Genomic DNA, 17436 nt, shown 5'->3' on the forward strand with positions numbered 1-17436 from the left:
AGCGTGTCCACGTTGACGCGGATCGACTGGTTGGCGATCTTGTCGGCTTCCTGCACGTCGCCGACGTCGGCGGCGGCCGCCGCCTTACGGGCCGGCTTTGCCTTTACTTCTTTTGTCGCCTGCGGCGCAGTGGCGGCTTCCGGCGCCGGTGCGGGAGCTACTGCCTTGGGAGCAGCTGCGGGCGCGGGTACGACTTCGATCTCGGTCTCGCGGAAGGCGCGCTCGAGATCGTCGAGCGAGACTTCGCCCGGACGCAGGGGCCGTTCCAGCACCTGCTCGACCAGCGTGCCCTTGGCAATCTCTTGTGTCTTCGCGGGCTGTATGGGGGGCGCGGCTACGATCGGCGCCGGCGCTTCCACGGAGACGGCTTCGGCCTCAGCGTGCGCGTCGTGCGCCCCGCCTTCCGCCAACAGATGCAGCTTCTCGATCAGGTCCTCGTCGCTGCCTTCCGGCTCGTTCTCGGTCGCTTCGAGACCTGCGAGAATTTCCTTGATGCGATCGATCGAGGACAGGATCAGTGTCACGGCGCCGGCGGTGACCGGCATGCCGTCGCGGAATTTGCCCATCAGGGTCTCGCCGGCATGGGCCAGCGCTTCCAGCCGCGGCAGGCCGAGGAAGCCGCAGGTGCCCTTGATGGTGTGCACCAGGCGAAAGATGTTATCCAGAATCTTCGCGTTGTTCGGGTCCTGCTCGAACCGCACCAACTGATTGTCGACCGTATCCAGGCTCTCGCTGGTCTCGGTCAAAAATTCCCGCAACAAATCATCCATGAAACCGGCCTTCGTAACGCACCGGCACGCGACATCGACGTGCCCCGACGGAACTTGGCCAGCTTCTATGCAAAGCGTTTAATATTGGTTGAGCAAATGGAAAAGAACGGCCTCAACAAAGAGATAAGACGGCTGCAATGAATCCAGCCGCCCGATATCAACCTCTGGTTAACCATAATCGCCGCGTGGCGGCGCTCAGGCGGCGGTAACGAGCACCTTGTCGCCGTCGAGCACGAGCGTCACGGCGAGCCCGCAGGCCTGCGCCAACAGCCGCGTATAATAAGGCTGCACCGCATGTGCATCGATGGCCGAGCTGGAACTCGCACTCAAGAGGTCGGCGATGTTTTGCGGCACGCGGGCGTTGAGGCCGGCCGAGGTGACGCGAAAGCTCATCGTCTCGCCGTCGCCGATCGGGTCGATGGTCAGCGTACCGCCGCGCGGAATGGTCTGCTGCGCAATGACCAGCATGTTCAGGAGCAGCTTGACGCGGTTCTTGGGCAAGAGCAGCCGCGGCAAATTCCAGGTGATGGTGATCTTGCCGTCCTCGATATGGCCGCGCGCCATGGTCTGGGCGTCGCCGAGATCGATCTGCGCGCCGGCCGAGCCGGCCGCGCCAAACGCCAGCCGGCAGAACTGCAACCGGGCCGAGGCGGTCTTGGCGCTCTTGCGAATCAGATCGAGCGCAAATTCACGATCTTCGGGCTTGGGATTGTCGTCGAGGACCTCCAGCCCATTGACGATGGCGCCAACCGGACTGATGAGATCATGACAGACCCGCGAACACAGCAGTGCCGCAAGTTCGAGGGCGTCAGGAGCGACGCCGGGAGTGGGAGTGTCAGACATCAGATCTTCCTGGAAGGCCGCGCAGTCCCCAATCGCTGCAAGACTGCCGGCGGACAGTTACGAATCACGCATGCTCGGTGGTTTGATACACTGCGCGGGCGCGTGCTGCCAGCACAGGAGCGCCGGTACCCGTCGTCAGGCGGCACCGGTCAAGGGAACACGAACAGCAAATGAGCCCCGCTTATGAATGAGGCAACTCCGGCCATTATCGATCATGTGGCCGCTAGCGCCCTGATCGAGCCGCTGACCGACCTGGTGATCCGGGCCGGCGCCGCGATCCTTGCCGTCAACCGCGCCGCCATGACGGTCGATGGCAAGACCGACGGATCGCCGGTCACGGAAGCCGATCTCGCCGCCGACCGCATCATCGGCGAAGGCCTGGCGCGGCTGGCGCCAAATATACCGTCATTGTCCGAGGAGCGGACGCATCTGGCGAAGCTGCCTTACAAGGACAGCTTCTTCCTGATCGACCCGCTCGACGGCACCAAGGAATTCGTCGCCGGCCGCGCCGAATTCACCGTCAACCTGGCGCTGGTGACCGGCGGGGTGCCGCTGCTCGGCATCGTCAGCGCGCCCGCGCTTGGATTGATCTGGCGCGGCATCGTCGGCCGGGGCGCCGAGCGCCTGACCCTTATTGACGGCGGCGCGCCGCGGATCGAGCCGATCCGGACGCGGCCCTGCCCGATCAGGGGAAAAGCCTGGACGGTGGCCGTCAGCCGCTCGCATGGCGATGACCGCACCGAAGCCTTTATTGCCGCAAGGCCCGGAGCCGTGCGCGCCGAACTCGGCTCGGCGGTCAAATTCGGCCGGGTGGCGGAAGGCGCGGTCGATATCTATCCTCGCCTGTCGCCGACCTGCGAATGGGATGTGGCCGCGGGCCATGCGGTGGTTACGGCCGCCGGAGGCAAAATCACGGATTCAACCGGCGCCGAGCTGCATTTTGGTTGTGGCCGCGAAGACTTCATCGTGCCGGAATTCATCGCCTGGGGCGATCCGGTGGCCTCCCTCTGATTTACTGCGCCAGGCCCTGCTCGAGCCGAGGCCAGCGGGCGGCGGCGTCTTTCAGGAAACGCGAAGGATCGGCCTTGAAGGCATCGCGGTTTTCCTCGCGGCCGAACAGATAGAGCCGCTGGCCTGCGACCACCCAGAACCGCGGGTTACCGGCATAGGTAACGCCTCGCCCGAGATCGACCGGATCGTAGCCGCCGAACTGCGGGCCATAGACGTCGGGGTGGGCGACAAAGGAAGCGCGATTGCCCTCGTTGCGAAAGCGCCAGACGGCGCCGGCCTCGGCGGCCTCGAAATCCGCCACGCCCTGGGCGGCCACTGAATCGGTGAAATAGGCGACGGGATCAAACCCTTCGATCGCAAGGCCGGAATAGCGATTGACGACTACCCGTTCGGTGGTCGCGGCAAGGGCGGTGAAATCAAGGCAGAGAACGCCGAAAAAGCCTGCCCACAGGGCGAAAATGGCCATTCCGGGGCGCGAAGCATATCTTTCCTGCCGTTGTGCCGTCATAGTTGATACCGATAACATACGAGTCGAGGGGACACTGGGCGCAACCTAGAGCCGTGCTTGTTGGCGTCAGGTTAAGGCTGCGGCCAGAATTTCGATACCAGGGGTTCTTTGATGATTTTCGTCTCACGCCTTGCCGCGGTAACGCTCGCCGCGCTGATGTGCTGGACTGTGCCCGCACCTGCGCAGCAGTCGGGGCCGATGCAACAGGCGCCGCTGCAGGCACCGGGCCAACAGGCGCCGTACCAGCAGGCTCCTGTGCAGCAAGCGCCGTACCAGCAGGCTCCGGTCCAGCAGGCGCCGCCGCCACAGCGCGCGCAGGGCCCGGCGACCTATGGGCCGGACGAACTGGTCAACGCCGGCCACAAATTCTTCGGCAACGTCTCGCGCGGGCTGGCATCGATCATCGAGCGCGCGGTGAGCCAATGGGGCCTGCCGAACGGTTACGTGCTCGGCGAGGAAGGCTCCGGCGCCTTTGTCGCCGGCCTGCGCTACGGCGAAGGCACGCTCTACACCAAGAACGCCGGCGACCTGCGGGTCTACTGGCAGGGTCCGTCGGTCGGCTTCGACTGGGGCGGCGACGGCGCCCGCACCATGACGCTGGTCTATAATCTGCCCGCCACCAACGCGATCTATCAGCGCTTCGCCGGCATCGACGGCTCGGCCTATATCGTCGGCGGCTTCGGCATGACCGCGCTCACCGCCAACAGTATCGTGCTGGTACCGATCCGCTCCGGCATCGGTCTGCGGCTCGGCGCCAACATCGGCTATCTCAAGTTTACCCCGCGCGCGACCTGGAACCCGTTCTGACCTTTTCCTGAGCAACGGTTTCCTGAACAGCGGAGCCTGATCGGTTCTGATTGCATCAGAACCGGGCTCCAGCTTTTGTTTTGACGCGTTTTCTTTACGCGAACCGGGGTCCACTTCGCTCGAAAACGCTATGCCCCCACATTGATCTTCACGATTCAGGTTAACGCGGCATTGGGCTGGCCTTTTGCCGGTCCCCCATGGCATTGTGATTAACGAATTCTTTACGCCCTCGGGGAGTGACCATCCATGATCGAACCGATCATGTATCTGGCGATCGGTTTTCTGGTCTCGATGCTGTTTGGCCTGATGATCGTGCCGCTGGTGCATAACCGCGCGGTCCGGCTGACGACCCGGCGACTGGAAGCGGCCACCCCGCTGTCGATGGCTGAAATCCAGGCCGACAAGGACCAGCTGCGCGCGGAATTTGCGATGTCGGCGCGCCGGCTCGAGATGAGCGTCGACCAACTCAAGAACAAGACCACCAGCCAGCTTGCCGAACTCGGCAAGAAATCCGACGCGATCAACCGTATGAAGATCGAGCTTGGCGAGAAGAACGCCACGATATTCGGGCTCGAGGCGCGCGAGAAGGCGGTGAAGGAACAGCTGCGCGCCACCGAAGAGGAATTTTCGGCCAAGACCGAGATGCTGCGCGGCGCCGAAAAGGCGCTGACCGACAAGCAGGGCGAACTTGCCAAGATCAATCATGAACTGTCCGACCGTTCGATGGTGGCGGACAGCCGCCAGGTCGAGCTGGTCGCGGTGCGCACCCAGATCGAGGAGTTGAAGGGCCGCGTCGGCGACGCCGAAAAGGAATTCGCCGCGACGCAAGCCCGGCTCGCGCAGGAGCGCGGCGAATCCGAAAACGCGACGCGCGAACTCAATGAGGCCCGCAGCCGCGTCGAAAATCTGAGCCAGCGCGTCACCGATCTGGACCGGCAGCTGATCATCCAGGTCAAGGAAGCCGAAATGCTCGGCAACCGCGTTGGCGATCTCGAAGCGCGGCTCGCCACCCAGGGCAAGCTGCTGGCCGAACGCGAATTCGAGAACAACCAGCTCAAGCAGGCCAACGACGTCGCCGAGCGCACGACCAAGGAATTGCGTGTCGAGATCGCGGCCTTGAGCCAGGGCGGCCATTCGCCCGCGATCGAAAAGCTGCGCAGCGAGAAGGCCGCGGTCGAGGAACAGCTTCGTGTCGCGCGCGACGAACGCGCCAAGCTGCAGCGCGACATCAACGCGATCCAGCAGCAGGCCGAAAGCTCCTGGGCCACCGAGCGGATGGAGAACGCGCTGCTGCGCGAGCGCATCAACGACATCGCCGCCGAGGTCGCCAAACTGGCGATCCAGCTGGAGGGGCCGAATTCGGCGATCGAGGCCATGCTGGCCGCGGAACCGGCGGCACCCAAGCCGGCCAAGCCGGCCAACGACACCGCCGCCACCACGCCTTCCGAAGGCGGCGGCACCCTGGCCGAGCGAATCCGGGCCCTGCAGTCGCACGCCTCCCGCGCCCGCCAGCAAGGGGCGTGATTTCCGGCGCAATTCGTTCCAAATCGCCCCTTTGTTTGCTTGACACTATGGGCCCTCACTTCGTAAATCGCGGGCTCTGACGGCGCTGATTTCGCCGGATCCCGGACGCATAGCTCAGCGGGAGAGCGTTCCCTTCACACGGGAGAGGTCCAAGGTTCGATCCCTTGTGCGTCCACCAGCCTTCGCTCGCGAAGCGAGTGGAGGCTGCCGCGCCGAAGCCCACTTGGGCGAAGGCGGGCGCGGCCCGCGAGCTACGGCTTGGCAAGCTGCCTCAAAGGCGCTCTCTCGAAAACGCGTCAGACACACCTTCGCATTCACGCGGCGCAAAGCACCCGAGTTGTGAAAATCGTCTCGCCCCCAAAAAATTCAGAGGGCGCAGGGAATGCCGGATGCGCGCTGCACCCGCGGTCTCGTGTGCGATTGTGCAAACAAAAGCTGCACACCAGCATACAGGGCAGCGGAGAACATCCGACATTCCCTGCGCAGTGGCTTTACGGCTTATAACGCGCTCTCCCCGGTGAGACGGCCTCTATTGCCACCGTCACCCCTCGGAAGCGTTAGCTCCCTTAAGGCTTGACACCGTTACGGGCGTCAGGACCACACGCTTTCGCCGTACGCCTCAGCCGCGACCGTCAATCGCAACGTCAACGTCCACCGCATCCCCGTCCCTCGTCGTGACGATGGCCAACGCCCCTCTCAGTGGGACGGGATGGCTATTGATGTGCAGGTGATTTGGGGTGGAAGGAAAGGAAAATATTTTTGATTTACAGAAATTTAGGACTTGACACAATTTCTTAAAATCGGAAGTGATTTGCCCGTCGGGTCAGCTTGTCGCGCAAAGGAGCAGACCAATCAGCGCGCAGACTGCATTTGCCGAGGCGGATTCGGAAGCGTCGCGTTCTTTCGCGTTTTCCGACTGCTCATCCGCAATCGCTTTGGTCACCTGCGATAGCCGTCGCGTTCCGGAGTACTCCGGAAGAGTGACTGCAGCTCGCTGACGAGCCGGGCTATGATGCCCGGAAGTGCCGCAGGATCGCGACTTTGGATGGAATACAAGATTTACTTCGCGCTGGTCGGCGTAGCCGGGCTGATCGGCTCGTTTATCACTGCAGCCTTCATGCCGTTGAGTGGGGGATAGGCAGTATCTGACTGCCTCTTCTCTCACCTATCTGCCTGACGGGTCCGGCCGAATGCGGTGCAGGTCTCTGCAGGGTCTTGGCTATTGATGCCACGGAGAAGTGCGGCGGTTGGCAAGAGCGGATGTACCTCTTGCCAATGCCAGGGCCCCGGAGCAATCCGGGGCCTTTTCGCCGTCCTGAAGCAATCACTCTGCGCTGTTGGGTTACGGGTATCGTTGCGTGGAGTTGCTTTATGAGTAAATCCATTTGGACGCCATCGATCGTCCCAAGCGAGCACAATCGAGAAGTCTATCTGGTGGTCGATGACTTTGGCTCCCTCGGCCGAGCGTGGCGGGGAAGCGGTGTCGGCGATACCGGCCTGGAAACGGTGGTGCGCGATCTGCTGGAGGGTCAATACTGCAACCCCGTCCGCGTTGCCGGTTTTAATGTCGCCGAAGGATGGTGCAGGGACGTTTCAGCAGACGTCGCCCACGAGTTGCAGAAACGTTGCTCAGATCAGATGCTAGAGCTGCCGAGCTTCCTGCAGGAGTTCGTCCGCCGGCATGCCGGAAAAGCGACGCCCAGGTAGCGCCTGCCTGGCAGCGGGTTGCCGACAAGCGAATCTATTCTTCCCACGTGCGCTGGCCGCACCGGCATTCAAACATGTGGACGATACAGCCGGTGCGAGGATTCACTATCGTTCGAATCAGGGCCAACCGCTTCCCGCATGTGCTGCAGATCTTGTTGGTGTGGCTTTCCAAAACAGCCACCTCCTCACCGCGGATTAATTCCATAACCGCCTCCATGCCGATTTTGTTTTGAGGGGTCAGACCTTAAGTCAGGTCCCTGACATAGTACGAGGGGGCGCGAACTATTCCAAATGAATTCGAAGGCGCGCCCCGTCCAAAGGGTCAGCCTGCAATACCTACCGCTCCGCGCTATTCGCTGGACGCGCAAGGTCGCCGAAGCGATGCAAGCCTGGGACAGCTTCGCCTGGATCGAGAACAAGCAGCAACTGACTGTAATGGATTGTCGGCTAGCGGGCAGACAACGAAACCAGGAACGATTTCAATCGACCCCCGCCTGAAGGCTGTGGAATCGCTCAATTGAACAGGTGGAAGGATGGCTCACCAGATCAACCGATTGATTGTCGGCACGCGTTTCAAGGTGAATCAACTCGGAACAGTCCGCTGCCCGGCGCTGGCCGGCAAGACCGGGACCGTTATCGGAATCAGCTATCGCAACACGGGCGTTGCCGTGTTGTTCGATGGCACCAAGAGACCAACCTACCTGCACAGGGATTTTATCAGCTCCATCCCCGATCGTTCGTTGACGACAAACGAGGCGAGTTACGCCAACGCCAACCCGCACCACGAGCTGAAGCCAAGCAATCGGCTGCATGCATAGCCAACCTCTCGTCGACGCGCGACGATGCCATTGACTCCTGCGAGCGCGGAATCTCGTTCGCAGCGCGCGCGACAGGTCAAATTTGTCCCACCAGGATGAGGACCACTCAGCGCGCGGACCGGTTGCCGAAATATTCCGCCCCGGACGATTGGATTGCACTGCAGTATTGGTCGGGAAGAAGCGGTAAGTTGCGATGCTTCGCGGCTCGTTGCATCTTCGCAGACCGGAACGGAACCAAATCTGACCACTGCGGTTTGATCGGCTGATCACGTCTTCTACAACGCCACCAAGGATCATCTGCGTTGCCGGAATTCAAATACTGATTGGAATGGCCCGGCCTCGTCGAGCCGTTTTCAAGCAGCCTACGACGATTGGGATTCTTCAGGCGACACGAAAAGCGCGCCGCCTATGGAGGTGGGCAAATCATGGTTGACCAACATCAGGTTAATTCGATCATCGCGGATGCAATTTGCGAATGCTTCAAGGATCATCCCGAGCGAAGCATTGGCTTTGAGGAAGCCAAACAAATAGCAAAATGCGTCGTCGAGGCCCTGGCTGACGCCCGGTTGGAGATCCGCGTGCGTGAACAGGACTGAATGTTTCCGCCAATCCCTGCTCGGTATGCTGTGGCGAGGACCGTACGCCTCGCCGCGGTCGTCAGAGCGCGTGCGCATAACCCGCTTCGTTGTCATCGATGAAGTGGACCACGCCGGCGCCTTTCATCGGGCCGCGCTTGGCCGGGCCAATCCGCTCAATGGTCTTTCATCACTGAATCGTCTCATGCACGTCGAGAATGGGCACGTCCGGCGTGTTCATGATCTCGGCAATGATATTGTATGAAACGTCAACCGAGCCGGGCTTGTTCGGGTCAATCCTGACCGCGTTGACGTGAAGCGTCGCGCGAACCAGGCGGCCGTCGCTCAGGGTGATCTCGGTGACGCCGTGACGAACGCGGGAAACGACGGTTTCCGGGCGATGGCCGATGTTGAAGGAAAATGGTTGTGCGTATCCGAACTTCATCGCCTCACCCTCGCATTTCACTCGCAGTCTCGTAACTTGCGCACTTGGCTCCGATCAGATTTTCGGCGCCTGGCCTGCCCGGTCGAATACCGGCACCTTCTCGACATCGTCGGGTGCAGCGGCAGACGGCGTATCTTCGGCAGCGTGTCGCAACGACTCGGTCTCGGCGTCGAGGCCGTCAACGGTTTCATTGGCCTGGCTGCCTGAATCGTGCGGTCGTGCCGGAACCTTGCCGTCCGTTCTGGCTGGATTTTGCTTTGCCATTGTCTTTCTCCTTAAAGGTCAAGACACCAATGAACCGGGGCGCGGTCGGTTCCGTTGCGTTTATGTGATCACGAGTAGCAAACGCAGAAGGGCCCCAGCGTGAGGCTGGAGCCCTTCGTCGATGAGTCCGCTTGCCTGATTACGCGGCTTGCGCGGTCTCGGCGTGACGGTTGACCTCGGATTCCGCGAGCTGACTCAGGGCGCTGTCCGTCGCCTTTTCTTCCCTGAGCGTCGCGTCGAGCAGTTTTACGGCGTCCTTGTAACCCAGTTCACTCGCCCAGGTCTTCAGCGTGCCGTAACGGGAAATTTCGTAGTGCTCGACGGCCTGCGCGGCAGCCAGAAGGCCGGCATCAAGGGCGGGCATGCCCTTGTACTCGTCCATGACTTCCTTGCCCTCGTCGAGAATTCCCATGATGGCGTCGCAGGTCTTGCCCTTCGGGGTCTCGTCGATCGACGCAAACACCTGCTCCAGCCGCTCGACCTGGCCATCGGTCTCGGCCAAATGCTTTTCAAAAGCCGCCTTGAGTTTTGGGGACTGCGCCGCCTTGGCCATCTTCGGTAATGCCGAGAGGATCTTCTTTTCCGCGAAATAGATGTCCTTCAACGTATCGAGAAACAAGTCTTGCAGTGCTTTCTCTTTCGCCATACCGGCCTCCAGCTGTTGGATTGTGTTGCGGTAGAACCAGCCGTACCGGGAGTTGTTCCTCAACAGCGTCCCGCCGAGACGATTCATTTTTCTCGGCTCATTTTGTTTTTCGGCGGCGCTGCAGCGGCTGTAGCAAAATTACAAAGACGCTCGTTGCACGCGTTGTCGCGATACCGCTTACGACCGGTCCGCCCTGAAGGACACGGCCACGACCCACGTCAACGGTCAGAGCGTGACCAAACCGGCGATCCCGTCCAGCGTAAGCTGGTCAGTCACATGGGTTGATAATCGCTGCTAGTGTTCGATCTTGTCGTCGGGTTCGGCGCACCGCTTGCACATCGCTCACCCTGCATATTCAGACGGGAGCACGACACTCTCATCGCCGGTGGAGGCCAAGGCAGGACGGCGATAACACGGCAACTCCGATCTTTATGTCGCGTTCCCTGACATAGCGACCCAGGCAGGATCGGTCGGTGAAGCGGACTAAACGGCCACCGGCAGCGATGCTGCGACAGGTTTACCCATAGCGGGGCGGCCGCGACGGAGTGGCCTTCGGCTGCGAAGGCGCGACGTGCGGCATCGCTGTGTCGATGGCCGGTTTGGCGCCCTCGCCCGCGCGATTCTGGCGGGAAGCCAGGATCTGTTCAGCGAGGTATTCCCACCGCTCGGCCTCACCGAGCAACCTCCAGCTATTGTCAGGATCGCACGCGGCCTGTTGACGGCAGAGCAAGGCCGTCGCGCGATACGCTTCAGCGCTCTTGAAACCGCTTTCCATAAGATCCTCCCCGGCTTTCGCGGGGTGCGACCAACCCCGCGTGGGGAGCAGAACGTTCCAGCCGGAGCCCTGTTCCTATGACGCCAGCGACAGGCCCTGTTCGGCTCGAAAACGCTGGTAGGAGGCGATGGCGGTGTTGGAGAGAAGCAGCCGGCGGCGCTCGCCGCGGCGAACCATCGTTTCGATCGTGTCGAGCAGGTGATTGGCCGCGGTGTCGGGATGGCCGAGTTCGCCCGTTGCCTCCAGATAGTCCCAGGCGACCTGGAAGGAATCTTCAATCGTTGTCATCAGCGTCTCGGTCATGAAGGCAAACGCCGCCGGGGATGACCTGTTCCGCGACCATCTGCCGCTTGAAGCAACCATCTGCCGCTTAACGTAAGCCGCGCGCGCCAGTGGTTCGGGCGACGTCGCGCATCTAAGGAACGTGATCGTTCCTGCTGCCGCCGATACGATGCGGCTTGTTGAGGAAGTATCCGCGATTGCCGAGTGCGGCTTCCGCGTATTGGTCGATCGAGACGATGATGGCCTGGACGTGCTGGTAGCACCAGCCTTCGCGGCAGGCCAACGTCCGGACTTCGGCGAGCGCCTTGATCCAGGGCGGATTATCCGCGTTGTGGTCGTACCATTTCAGCGGATCTGACGGCATCGGAATGGCCTCGCTTCATCAAATCTTCCAGCTCCGCCCGCTTGCGCGAAAGCAGGAGCTCAGCCCTCGCATTGTCGAGGCCGGCTTGATCCAGCCGGCGAACTGCCGAGCCCAGTTCGGCAAGCTGCCTGCGCAGCTTTTCGACTCTCGATTTCCAGGCCTCTTGATTTCCAGCCTCATCGCACACGGCGGCCGCGCGCACCCTTCAAGGGCCCCCGGCCGACAGCGCGGCAATCCGCTTTCAGCCGCTCATCGACATTGAGCAGGCGTTCTTCGCCGCCGAGCCTGTTCCGCTCGCCGATCAGCCCGAGCATCACGACGCGCATGGCCATCAGCTGCATCGAGCCCTCGGCGCAGTCTTCGTCGCGGTTGATGTGTTGGCGGATGGTGCTCTCGGCATCCAGCATTTGAGAGCGCAAGAACCTGATTTTCCTGCGGATTTCGTTCAATCTGTTGTCCATGGCTCACCTCACCGGGGGTTGGAGCCTATAGAGAACAAACAAAGAACAAATATCAAGTTAACAATGCGGACGGAGCCAAGAATCTTTTTGGGTCAATCTTTGTGGGGTCCTTGTGGGTCGCACCCGATCGGCTGGTGAACGGGCGCAGGCGCAGGCCTGCGCATACCGGCGACAAGCAGTCGCGCGAGCAATCGCGTAGTCAGATTCCGAATACCCAGACCGCGACGATGGTGCCCAGGGTCGCGAGCCCGCTGATGGTCCATCCGGTTGCGTAGAGAAGGTTGTCCTCGCCGGTGCCGCGCATCGCGTCGGCATCCGCGGTTTCTAATCGCCAGTGCATGGCGCATCTCCACAGAGCCTGCCCGCGCTGACAACGCCGCGCCGGGTTCCCGGTTCCATCATCCCCAGATCACACGATCGAGCATTGATCGCCGGTTTGAAGGTGGCCAGGACCAAGGCAAAAACCGGCGCCCCGAGCAGGACACAAAAAAAAGGCCGCCCCCCGGGCGGCCCTCTGAGTGCTTTGCGCCGTCGGCGAAGACCATCACACCAGCAACAGACGGTCCGTCTTCGCGGGCGCCAGCTCATCCTCGTCTTTGACGATGATGGTGACGTCCCAGCCTTCGCTGGCCCATACGCGCGCCTTGGCGAGTGCCATCAGCGAACTCATCCTGTCCATCCTGACGGTCTCGTTTTCCCGTTCCGCCACGATCCTGTACGCCATGCAAGTTCCCCTCTACGCGTAGTGGTTTGGTGGAACATTTGAATCCGGCTTTGACCGCAATTTGCTGACAATTTGTCCAATTGGCGGCCCTCCGGGCGGCGCCGGACCGCAAAACGCCTTATTTCGCCGAGCCACGCGGAACGTTTGCCTTTGTGACGAATTAGCGTCAGTGGCGGGGAGAGTACTATGTTGAATTTGTTCAGGCATTCCGAAGCAGCCGAGCTCGAAAACATCCTGGCCCGGCATGCCATCAGGAACACCGCCGCGGCCGACGACACGGAATCGCAAGAGAAGCAGTTCCGCGATCTGCTGCAGGCGCTGCCCGCCGCCATCTACACGACAGATGCCGAAGGCCGGATCACGTTCTTCAACCAGGCCTGCATCGAGTTCGCCGGCCGCACGCCGAAGATCGGCGAGATGTGGTGCGTGACCTGGAAGCTGTTCCGGCCGGACGGCACGCCGCTGCGCCACGAAGACTGTCCGATGGCAATTGCGCTGAGGGAAAACCGCCCGGTGCGGAACGTCGAGGCGGTCGCCGAACGGCCCGACGGCTCGCGCATCTGTTTCATGCCCTACCCGACACCGCTGCGCGACGAGGCCGGCCGGCTGCTCGGCGCCGTCAACATGCTGGTCGACATCACCACCCGCAAGCAGGCCGAAGAGCGCATGATGCTCCTGACCGGCGAAGTCGATCATCGCTCGAACAATCTGCTCGCCGTGATCCAGGCCATGCTGCGGCTGACCAAGGCCGACAGCGCGGAGGAGTTTCAGGCCGCGTTCCAGGGGCGCTTGAGTGCGCTTGCCAATGTGCAACGGCTGTTCTCGGTGTCGCGCTGGACCGGCGCCAGCATCCAGACCATCATTCATGAAGAACTGAAGCCCTATGGCTCGACGCGGGTCAGCCTGACCGGGACCGACATCCGGCTTCCCGCCTCACTGGCGCAGGCGATCGCGGTGGCCATCCACGAACTCGCGACCAACGCCGCCAAATACGGCTCGCTCTCGGGTCCCGCGGGCAAGATCGACATCCACTGGCAGATCGACGCGGCTGACAGCCTTCAGCTGCGCTGGACGGAATCCGGCGGTCCCCAGATTGCCGAGCCGATGCGGAAAGGTTTTGGCGTCGACGCCATCGACGGCATGGTCCGCACCCTCAGCGGCCGGATCACGCGGCAGTGGAAGCCCGAAGGACTGGACTGCGAATTGTCGTTCCCGGTGATCGGGGCGTAGCTCTGGCACCTTGCTCGTCATGCCCGGCCTTGTGCCGGGCATCCACGTCTTATCCTCACCTAAGCAAGAAAGACGTGGATGGCCGGGTCAAGCCCGGCCATGACGGCTGTGATTAAGACCTCACCCTACTTCCCCTGCCTTGTCACCAGCGCCGGCTTGGTCACGCCGTCGAGGCCGGTCAGCATCAGAACCGTCAGCAGCGCGTTTTGCGGGCCGAAATACGCGTCGGTCGGCTTGTACCATTCGTTGCGCGAGTGCCAGTTGCCGCCCTCGCCGCCGCCGCCGATGGTGACGGCGGGAATGCCGAGCGACATCGCGATGTTGGAGTCGGTCGAGGAGCCCGCAAAGGTCACGCGCGGCGCGCGGGTGACGGCGGCGACCGCGCGCTGCGTCGCCTGAACGATCGGGGAATCCATCGGCACGATTCCGGCGGGCCGGTCGCCGATCATCCTGGCCTCGACGCTAAGCTTGTCGGACTTCCAGCGCGCGTTTTCATCCGCCACCGCCTCCTTGACCAGATCGAGCAGGCGCGCCTCGAGCTTGAGCAGTTCCTCGGTCGAATTCGAGCGCATGTCGACCGCCATCCGCGCTTCGGCGGCGATGGCGTTGACCGAGGTGCCACCGACAACGGTGCCGACGGTGAAAGTGGTCTTGGGATCGGACGGCGGCTGCAGCTCGGAGATCTTGGCGATCGCGCGGCCCATGGCGTGGATCGCGCTCGGCAGGCCGAATTCCTGGAACGAATGGCCGCCGGGGCCCTTGAAGATGAATTCGTAGCGATGGCTGCCGGTGGCCTGGTTGACGACGCGGGTGATGCCGAGCCCGTCGATCGAGATGAAGCCGTCGATGTCCTTGTGATCGCGGAACAGCGCCTTGACCCCGCGCAAATTGCCGAGTTCCTCCTCGCCGACGGTGCCGACGAACATGATGTCGCCGACGGTTGCGATCTCGTTGGCGTTCATCGCCTTGATCAGCGACAGCAGCGCCGCCAGGCCGCGGGAATCGTCGCCGATGCCGGGCGCGACAAAGGTGCCGTCCTTTTCCTTTACCGTGACGTCGGTGCCTTCGGGGAATACCGTGTCGAGATGCGCCGACACCACGAGTTTCGGACGGCCGCCGCCCGACCCCTTGCGCAGCGCGATGACGTTGCCTTCGGCATCGATCGCGGCGTCCTTGAAGCCGAGCTCCTGCATCCGCTTCTGATAATATTCGGCGCGGATCTTTTCCTTGTAGGGCGGCGCCGGAATTTCGGTGATGCGCTTTTGCTCGTCGAGCGTTCGCGCATCGTCGGCCTTGATGTCCTCAAGCGTCTTGGCGACCTTGGGATTGGCGAGGATGGGCTCTATCGCCGGCGCGGGCGCGGCCTGCCCGAAGGCCTGCGAAGCTGCCGCGACAAAGGCGATTGTCAGGATCGCGCGTTTGAAATTCATGAATGACTTCCCTCTCTCCTCGCAGGTCTCAGCCTGCACTCAAGCCTGTATCCTTCAGCCGTTCGGCGAACCAGATCGACATAGCCGGATCGATCACGCCGCCAGTATAGACCTCCGACATCGTGACCTGCTTCCTGCCGAGCGTCACGAACACGCCGATCCAGTAGGCGAACCACAGATGCGGATCGGTCAGCGCCCGCAGCTTGTGCTGGTCGTGTTCCAGCGGCTGGTGATTGGCGGATTTCCGGACCTCGATCGTGAGCAGATTGTTGGGGATCTCGCGCTGATGCACGACGATATCGGGGTAGATCGATTTGCCGAGATGGTCGTCGGTCGAGATGATCGAACCGTGCGGCAGCCGCAGCGTCCGCTCGCCGAGCCTGTCGTAGTCGCAATCGACCTGCCAGCCGGCAAACTGATGTTCAAGATGCACCGCCAGCCGGTGCGTCAGCGGGCGCTCGCCGACGTCCTTTTCGAGCAGGAACGTCTCCTGCGCGTAAAACTCCGATAGCGCCGTGACGACCTTGTTCAGCTCGGTCTGCATGTCGCCTCCGACCTTCCGTCATTCCGGGATGGTGCGCTACTAGCACCAGACCCAGAATTTCGAGATCCCCCGGTGCGCAATTGCGCACCTGAGGTTCGCTTCGCGCCCCGGGATGACGGCTTTCAGCCGTCACATCTGCACTTCGATCAACCGCGGTCCCGGCTCGGCGACGGCTTCCGCCAGCGCCTTGACGAAATCGTCGACATTGTCGACCGCGCGGGCCGGCACGCCCATGCCCTTGGAGAGCGCCACGAAGTCGATGGTCGGGCGGTCGATCTTGAGCATGTCGAGCGCACGCTGTCCCGGCTCGCCGGCGCCGACGCCATCGAATTCGCCACGCAATATCTGGTAGATGCGATTAGCGAACACGATCGTGACGACGTTGAGGCCTTCGCGCGCCTGCGTCCACAGCGATTGCAGCGTATACATCGCGCTGCCGTCGCCGACCATGCAGATCACCTTGCGGTCCGGGCAGGCGATCGCGGCTCCGGTCGCGACCGGCGTGGAATATCCGATCGAGCCGCCCAGGTTCTGGATCCAGTCGTGCGGGGCGCCGGCCGCCATCACCGGAAAGAAGGCTCGCCCTGTGGTGACGGATTCATCGACGACGATAGCATTGTCCGGAATAGCCATGGCAATCGCCTGGGCAATTGACGCATGGTTCAGGGCGCCGGTCGGCTTGACGAGTTCGACATGGGTCTGCGGCTTCACATCCGCCGGCCTGGCGCCCAGCGCGGACGCCAGCGCCTCCAGCGCCGCGACCGAATTCTCGCCGCTCGAAGTCATGCGATGAACCTCGCACCCCTCAGACTTCAGCAGGCTGGGCTTGTTCGGATAGGCGAAAAACGCCACGGGATCGTTGGCTTCGACCAGCACGATGTGCCAAAAACCCTTCAGCGCTGCTTGCGCCGCTTCGATCACGTAAGGCACCCGATCGATCGAAAACCGCCCGCGGCCGCGCGCCATTCGCGGACTGGCCAGCGGGCCCATCACCCTGCACCCGGTCTTGCCGGCGATTTGCGCCGCCAGCGCCAGTCCCTTCTCCGTCACCGCGCTGCCGGTCATCAACAGCAAGGTCTGTTCGCCTCCGCGCAGCACCTTTGCCGCCTTCTCGACGGCCTGCGGGGAGTAGCTCTGACGCTGCGATTCCACCGGCACCTCGGCCACGCCGTCGGCTTCGTTCCACGCGGTGTCGGCCGGCAGGATCAGGGTTGCGACCTGCGGCGGCGCGCCGCTCGCGGCGGCAATGGCGGCAGCGCCGTCACGGGCGACCGATTTCGCGTCCGGCGAAGTCCGAACCCAGGACGACATCGGCCGTGCCAGGCCCTCGATGTCGGAGGTCAGCGGCGCATTGTATTCGATGTGGTAGGTGGCATGCTGGCCAACGATGTTGACGATGCCGGAATTGGCCTTCTTGGCGTTGTGCAGATTGGCAAGACCGTTGGCGAGCCCGGGGCCGAGATGCAGCAGCGTCGACGCCGGCGTGCCCTTCATGCGGAAATAGCCGTCGGCAGCCCCCGTCACCACGCCCTCGAACAGGCCCAGCACGCAACGCATGCCCTCGACCCGGTCCAGTGCGGCGACAAAATGCATCTCCGAGGTGCCGGGATTGGTGAAGCAGACGTCGACGCCGCCTGCGACCAATGTCCGCACCAGACTTTCCGCACCGTTCATGGTCTCGCCCCCGTTCGCGATTGTTCTCAAGACG

The 17436-nt window shown here is 62.4% G+C and carries 22 protein-coding genes and 1 tRNA gene; 8 read left to right on the forward strand and 15 right to left on the reverse strand.

Going from position 1 to position 17436, the window contains the following annotated elements; all coding sequences use genetic code 11:
• The coding region (locus JQ641_RS34965) for an Hpt domain-containing protein (RefSeq protein WP_212001272.1) at positions 1–770 on the reverse strand (770 nt) is incomplete at its 3' end.
• Between the two features lie 195 nt (positions 771–965).
• Positions 966–1613 carry a histidine phosphotransferase ChpT gene (chpT, locus tag JQ641_RS34970; protein WP_212001274.1) on the reverse strand — a complete coding sequence of 216 codons (648 nt, stop codon included), beginning with the start codon at positions 1611–1613 and terminating at the stop codon, positions 966–968.
• Positions 1614–1796: 183 nt separating this feature from the next.
• Between chpT and JQ641_RS34975 the strand changes: the two genes are divergently transcribed.
• Positions 1797–2624 (forward strand): 3'(2'),5'-bisphosphate nucleotidase CysQ family protein, encoded by an 828-nt coding sequence (locus JQ641_RS34975; RefSeq protein ID WP_212001276.1) that lies wholly within the window; start codon positions 1797–1799, stop codon positions 2622–2624.
• Position 2625: 1 nt separating this feature from the next.
• Here the strand turns inward: JQ641_RS34975 and JQ641_RS34980 are convergent, their stop codons facing one another.
• Entirely contained in the window at positions 2626–3090 is a 465-nt protein-coding gene (locus JQ641_RS34980; RefSeq protein WP_212001278.1) for a YHS domain-containing (seleno)protein, read from the reverse strand.
• Positions 3091–3243: 153 nt separating this feature from the next.
• Here JQ641_RS34980 and JQ641_RS34985 point away from each other — a divergent pair, with 153 nt between their 5' ends.
• The 6 genes from JQ641_RS34985 (at position 3244) to JQ641_RS35010 (ending at position 8584) form a co-directional block, all read left to right on the forward strand.
• The gene (locus JQ641_RS34985) at positions 3244–3939 is read left to right on the forward strand and encodes a DUF1134 domain-containing protein (RefSeq protein ID WP_212001280.1); all 696 of its coding nucleotides are present in this window, start codon (positions 3244–3246) and stop codon (positions 3937–3939) included.
• Positions 3940–4185: 246 nt separating this feature from the next.
• Complete coding sequence (locus JQ641_RS34990; protein ID WP_212001284.1) at positions 4186–5463, forward strand: coiled-coil domain-containing protein; 1278 nt, start codon at positions 4186–4188, stop codon at positions 5461–5463.
• 103 nt (positions 5464–5566) lie between these two features.
• Positions 5567–5641 (forward strand) — tRNA-Val (locus JQ641_RS34995).
• Positions 5642–6834: 1193 nt separating this feature from the next.
• The gene (locus JQ641_RS35000; protein ID WP_212001286.1) at positions 6835–7170 is read left to right on the forward strand and encodes a hypothetical protein; all 336 of its coding nucleotides are present in this window, start codon (positions 6835–6837) and stop codon (positions 7168–7170) included.
• Positions 7171–7703: 533 nt separating this feature from the next.
• Positions 7704–7988 (forward strand): hypothetical protein, encoded by a 285-nt coding sequence (locus JQ641_RS35005; RefSeq protein WP_212001288.1) that lies wholly within the window; start codon positions 7704–7706, stop codon positions 7986–7988.
• 425 nt (positions 7989–8413) lie between these two features.
• Positions 8414–8584, forward strand: a complete 171-nt coding sequence (locus JQ641_RS35010) for a hypothetical protein (RefSeq protein ID WP_212001293.1) — start codon at positions 8414–8416, stop codon at positions 8582–8584.
• 169 nt (positions 8585–8753) lie between these two features.
• Here JQ641_RS35010 and JQ641_RS35015 read toward each other — a convergent pair whose 3' ends face one another.
• From JQ641_RS35015 to JQ641_RS35055, 9 genes are all read right to left on the reverse strand, one after another.
• Positions 8754–9008, reverse strand: a complete 255-nt coding sequence (locus JQ641_RS35015; RefSeq protein WP_212001295.1) for a hypothetical protein — start codon at positions 9006–9008, stop codon at positions 8754–8756.
• A 54-nt stretch (positions 9009–9062) separates the two neighbouring features.
• On the reverse strand, positions 9063–9272 hold the full coding sequence (locus JQ641_RS35020) for a hypothetical protein (protein WP_212001297.1): 210 nt from the start codon (positions 9270–9272) through the stop codon (positions 9063–9065).
• Between the two features lie 139 nt (positions 9273–9411).
• Entirely contained in the window at positions 9412–9918 is a 507-nt protein-coding gene (locus tag JQ641_RS35025) for a YciE/YciF ferroxidase family protein (RefSeq protein ID WP_212001299.1), read from the reverse strand.
• A gap of 517 nt (positions 9919–10435) precedes the next feature.
• A complete protein-coding gene (locus JQ641_RS35030) occupies positions 10436–10693 on the reverse strand; it encodes a hypothetical protein (RefSeq protein ID WP_212001407.1) in 258 nt (85 codons plus the stop codon).
• Positions 10694–10768: 75 nt separating this feature from the next.
• On the reverse strand, positions 10769–10981 hold the full coding sequence (locus JQ641_RS35035) for a hypothetical protein (RefSeq protein ID WP_249151109.1): 213 nt from the start codon (positions 10979–10981) through the stop codon (positions 10769–10771).
• 127 nt (positions 10982–11108) lie between these two features.
• Positions 11109–11339, reverse strand: coding sequence for a hypothetical protein (locus JQ641_RS35040; protein ID WP_212001304.1), 231 nt, complete (start codon positions 11337–11339; stop codon positions 11109–11111).
• Positions 11340–11515: 176 nt separating this feature from the next.
• Entirely contained in the window at positions 11516–11746 is a 231-nt protein-coding gene (locus tag JQ641_RS35045) for a hypothetical protein (protein ID WP_212001306.1), read from the reverse strand.
• A gap of 253 nt (positions 11747–11999) precedes the next feature.
• Complete coding sequence (locus JQ641_RS35050) at positions 12000–12140, reverse strand: hypothetical protein (protein WP_192736576.1); 141 nt, start codon at positions 12138–12140, stop codon at positions 12000–12002.
• Positions 12141–12344: 204 nt separating this feature from the next.
• Entirely contained in the window at positions 12345–12524 is a 180-nt protein-coding gene (locus JQ641_RS35055; RefSeq protein WP_212001308.1) for a hypothetical protein, read from the reverse strand.
• 186 nt (positions 12525–12710) lie between these two features.
• On the opposite strand from JQ641_RS35055, the gene JQ641_RS35060 reads away from it, so the two are divergent.
• Positions 12711–13754, forward strand: a complete 1044-nt coding sequence (locus JQ641_RS35060; RefSeq protein ID WP_212001310.1) for an HWE histidine kinase domain-containing protein — start codon at positions 12711–12713, stop codon at positions 13752–13754.
• A gap of 125 nt (positions 13755–13879) precedes the next feature.
• Here JQ641_RS35060 and JQ641_RS35065 read toward each other — a convergent pair whose 3' ends face one another.
• The 3 genes from JQ641_RS35065 to JQ641_RS35075 form a co-directional block, all read right to left on the reverse strand.
• Positions 13880–15184, reverse strand: coding sequence for a M20/M25/M40 family metallo-hydrolase (locus tag JQ641_RS35065; protein ID WP_212001313.1), 1305 nt, complete (start codon positions 15182–15184; stop codon positions 13880–13882).
• A 28-nt stretch (positions 15185–15212) separates the two neighbouring features.
• The gene (locus JQ641_RS35070) at positions 15213–15728 is read right to left on the reverse strand and encodes a hypothetical protein (RefSeq protein ID WP_212001315.1); all 516 of its coding nucleotides are present in this window, start codon (positions 15726–15728) and stop codon (positions 15213–15215) included.
• 129 nt (positions 15729–15857) lie between these two features.
• Positions 15858–17402 (reverse strand): acetolactate synthase large subunit, encoded by a 1545-nt coding sequence (locus JQ641_RS35075; protein WP_212001317.1) that lies wholly within the window; start codon positions 17400–17402, stop codon positions 15858–15860.
• Positions 17403–17436: the final 34 nt, after the last annotated feature.

This window comes from Bradyrhizobium sp. JYMT SZCCT0180, from assembly GCF_018130165.1.
Classification (GTDB): Bacteria; Pseudomonadota; Alphaproteobacteria; order Rhizobiales; family Xanthobacteraceae; genus Bradyrhizobium.

Coding starts and splice junctions, on each gene's coding strand:
- chpT (WP_212001274.1), bottom strand. CDS start 1,613: ATGTCTGACACTCCCACTCCCGGCGTCGCTCCTGACGCCCTCGAACTT.
- JQ641_RS34975 (WP_212001276.1), top strand. CDS start 1,797: ATGAATGAGGCAACTCCGGCCATTATCGATCATGTGGCCGCTAGCGCC.
- JQ641_RS34980 (WP_212001278.1), bottom strand. CDS start 3,090: ATGGCCATTTTCGCCCTGTGGGCAGGCTTTTTCGGCGTTCTCTGCCTT.
- JQ641_RS34985 (WP_212001280.1), top strand. CDS start 3,244: ATGATTTTCGTCTCACGCCTTGCCGCGGTAACGCTCGCCGCGCTGATG.
- JQ641_RS34990 (WP_212001284.1), top strand. CDS start 4,186: ATGATCGAACCGATCATGTATCTGGCGATCGGTTTTCTGGTCTCGATG.
- JQ641_RS35000 (WP_212001286.1), top strand. CDS start 6,835: ATGAGTAAATCCATTTGGACGCCATCGATCGTCCCAAGCGAGCACAAT.
- JQ641_RS35005 (WP_212001288.1), top strand. CDS start 7,704: ATGGCTCACCAGATCAACCGATTGATTGTCGGCACGCGTTTCAAGGTG.
- JQ641_RS35010 (WP_212001293.1), top strand. CDS start 8,414: ATGGTTGACCAACATCAGGTTAATTCGATCATCGCGGATGCAATTTGC.
- JQ641_RS35015 (WP_212001295.1), bottom strand. CDS start 9,008: ATGAAGTTCGGATACGCACAACCATTTTCCTTCAACATCGGCCATCGC.
- JQ641_RS35020 (WP_212001297.1), bottom strand. CDS start 9,272: ATGGCAAAGCAAAATCCAGCCAGAACGGACGGCAAGGTTCCGGCACGA.
- JQ641_RS35025 (WP_212001299.1), bottom strand. CDS start 9,918: ATGGCGAAAGAGAAAGCACTGCAAGACTTGTTTCTCGATACGTTGAAG.
- JQ641_RS35030 (WP_212001407.1), bottom strand. CDS start 10,693: ATGGAAAGCGGTTTCAAGAGCGCTGAAGCGTATCGCGCGACGGCCTTG.
- JQ641_RS35035 (WP_249151109.1), bottom strand. CDS start 10,981: ATGACAACGATTGAAGATTCCTTCCAGGTCGCCTGGGACTATCTGGAG.
- JQ641_RS35040 (WP_212001304.1), bottom strand. CDS start 11,339: ATGCCGTCAGATCCGCTGAAATGGTACGACCACAACGCGGATAATCCG.
- JQ641_RS35045 (WP_212001306.1), bottom strand. CDS start 11,746: ATGCTGGATGCCGAGAGCACCATCCGCCAACACATCAACCGCGACGAA.
- JQ641_RS35050 (WP_192736576.1), bottom strand. CDS start 12,140: ATGCACTGGCGATTAGAAACCGCGGATGCCGACGCGATGCGCGGCACC.
- JQ641_RS35055 (WP_212001308.1), bottom strand. CDS start 12,524: ATGGCGTACAGGATCGTGGCGGAACGGGAAAACGAGACCGTCAGGATG.
- JQ641_RS35060 (WP_212001310.1), top strand. CDS start 12,711: ATGTTGAATTTGTTCAGGCATTCCGAAGCAGCCGAGCTCGAAAACATC.
- JQ641_RS35065 (WP_212001313.1), bottom strand. CDS start 15,184: ATGAATTTCAAACGCGCGATCCTGACAATCGCCTTTGTCGCGGCAGCT.
- JQ641_RS35070 (WP_212001315.1), bottom strand. CDS start 15,728: ATGCAGACCGAGCTGAACAAGGTCGTCACGGCGCTATCGGAGTTTTAC.
- JQ641_RS35075 (WP_212001317.1), bottom strand. CDS start 17,402: ATGAACGGTGCGGAAAGTCTGGTGCGGACATTGGTCGCAGGCGGCGTC.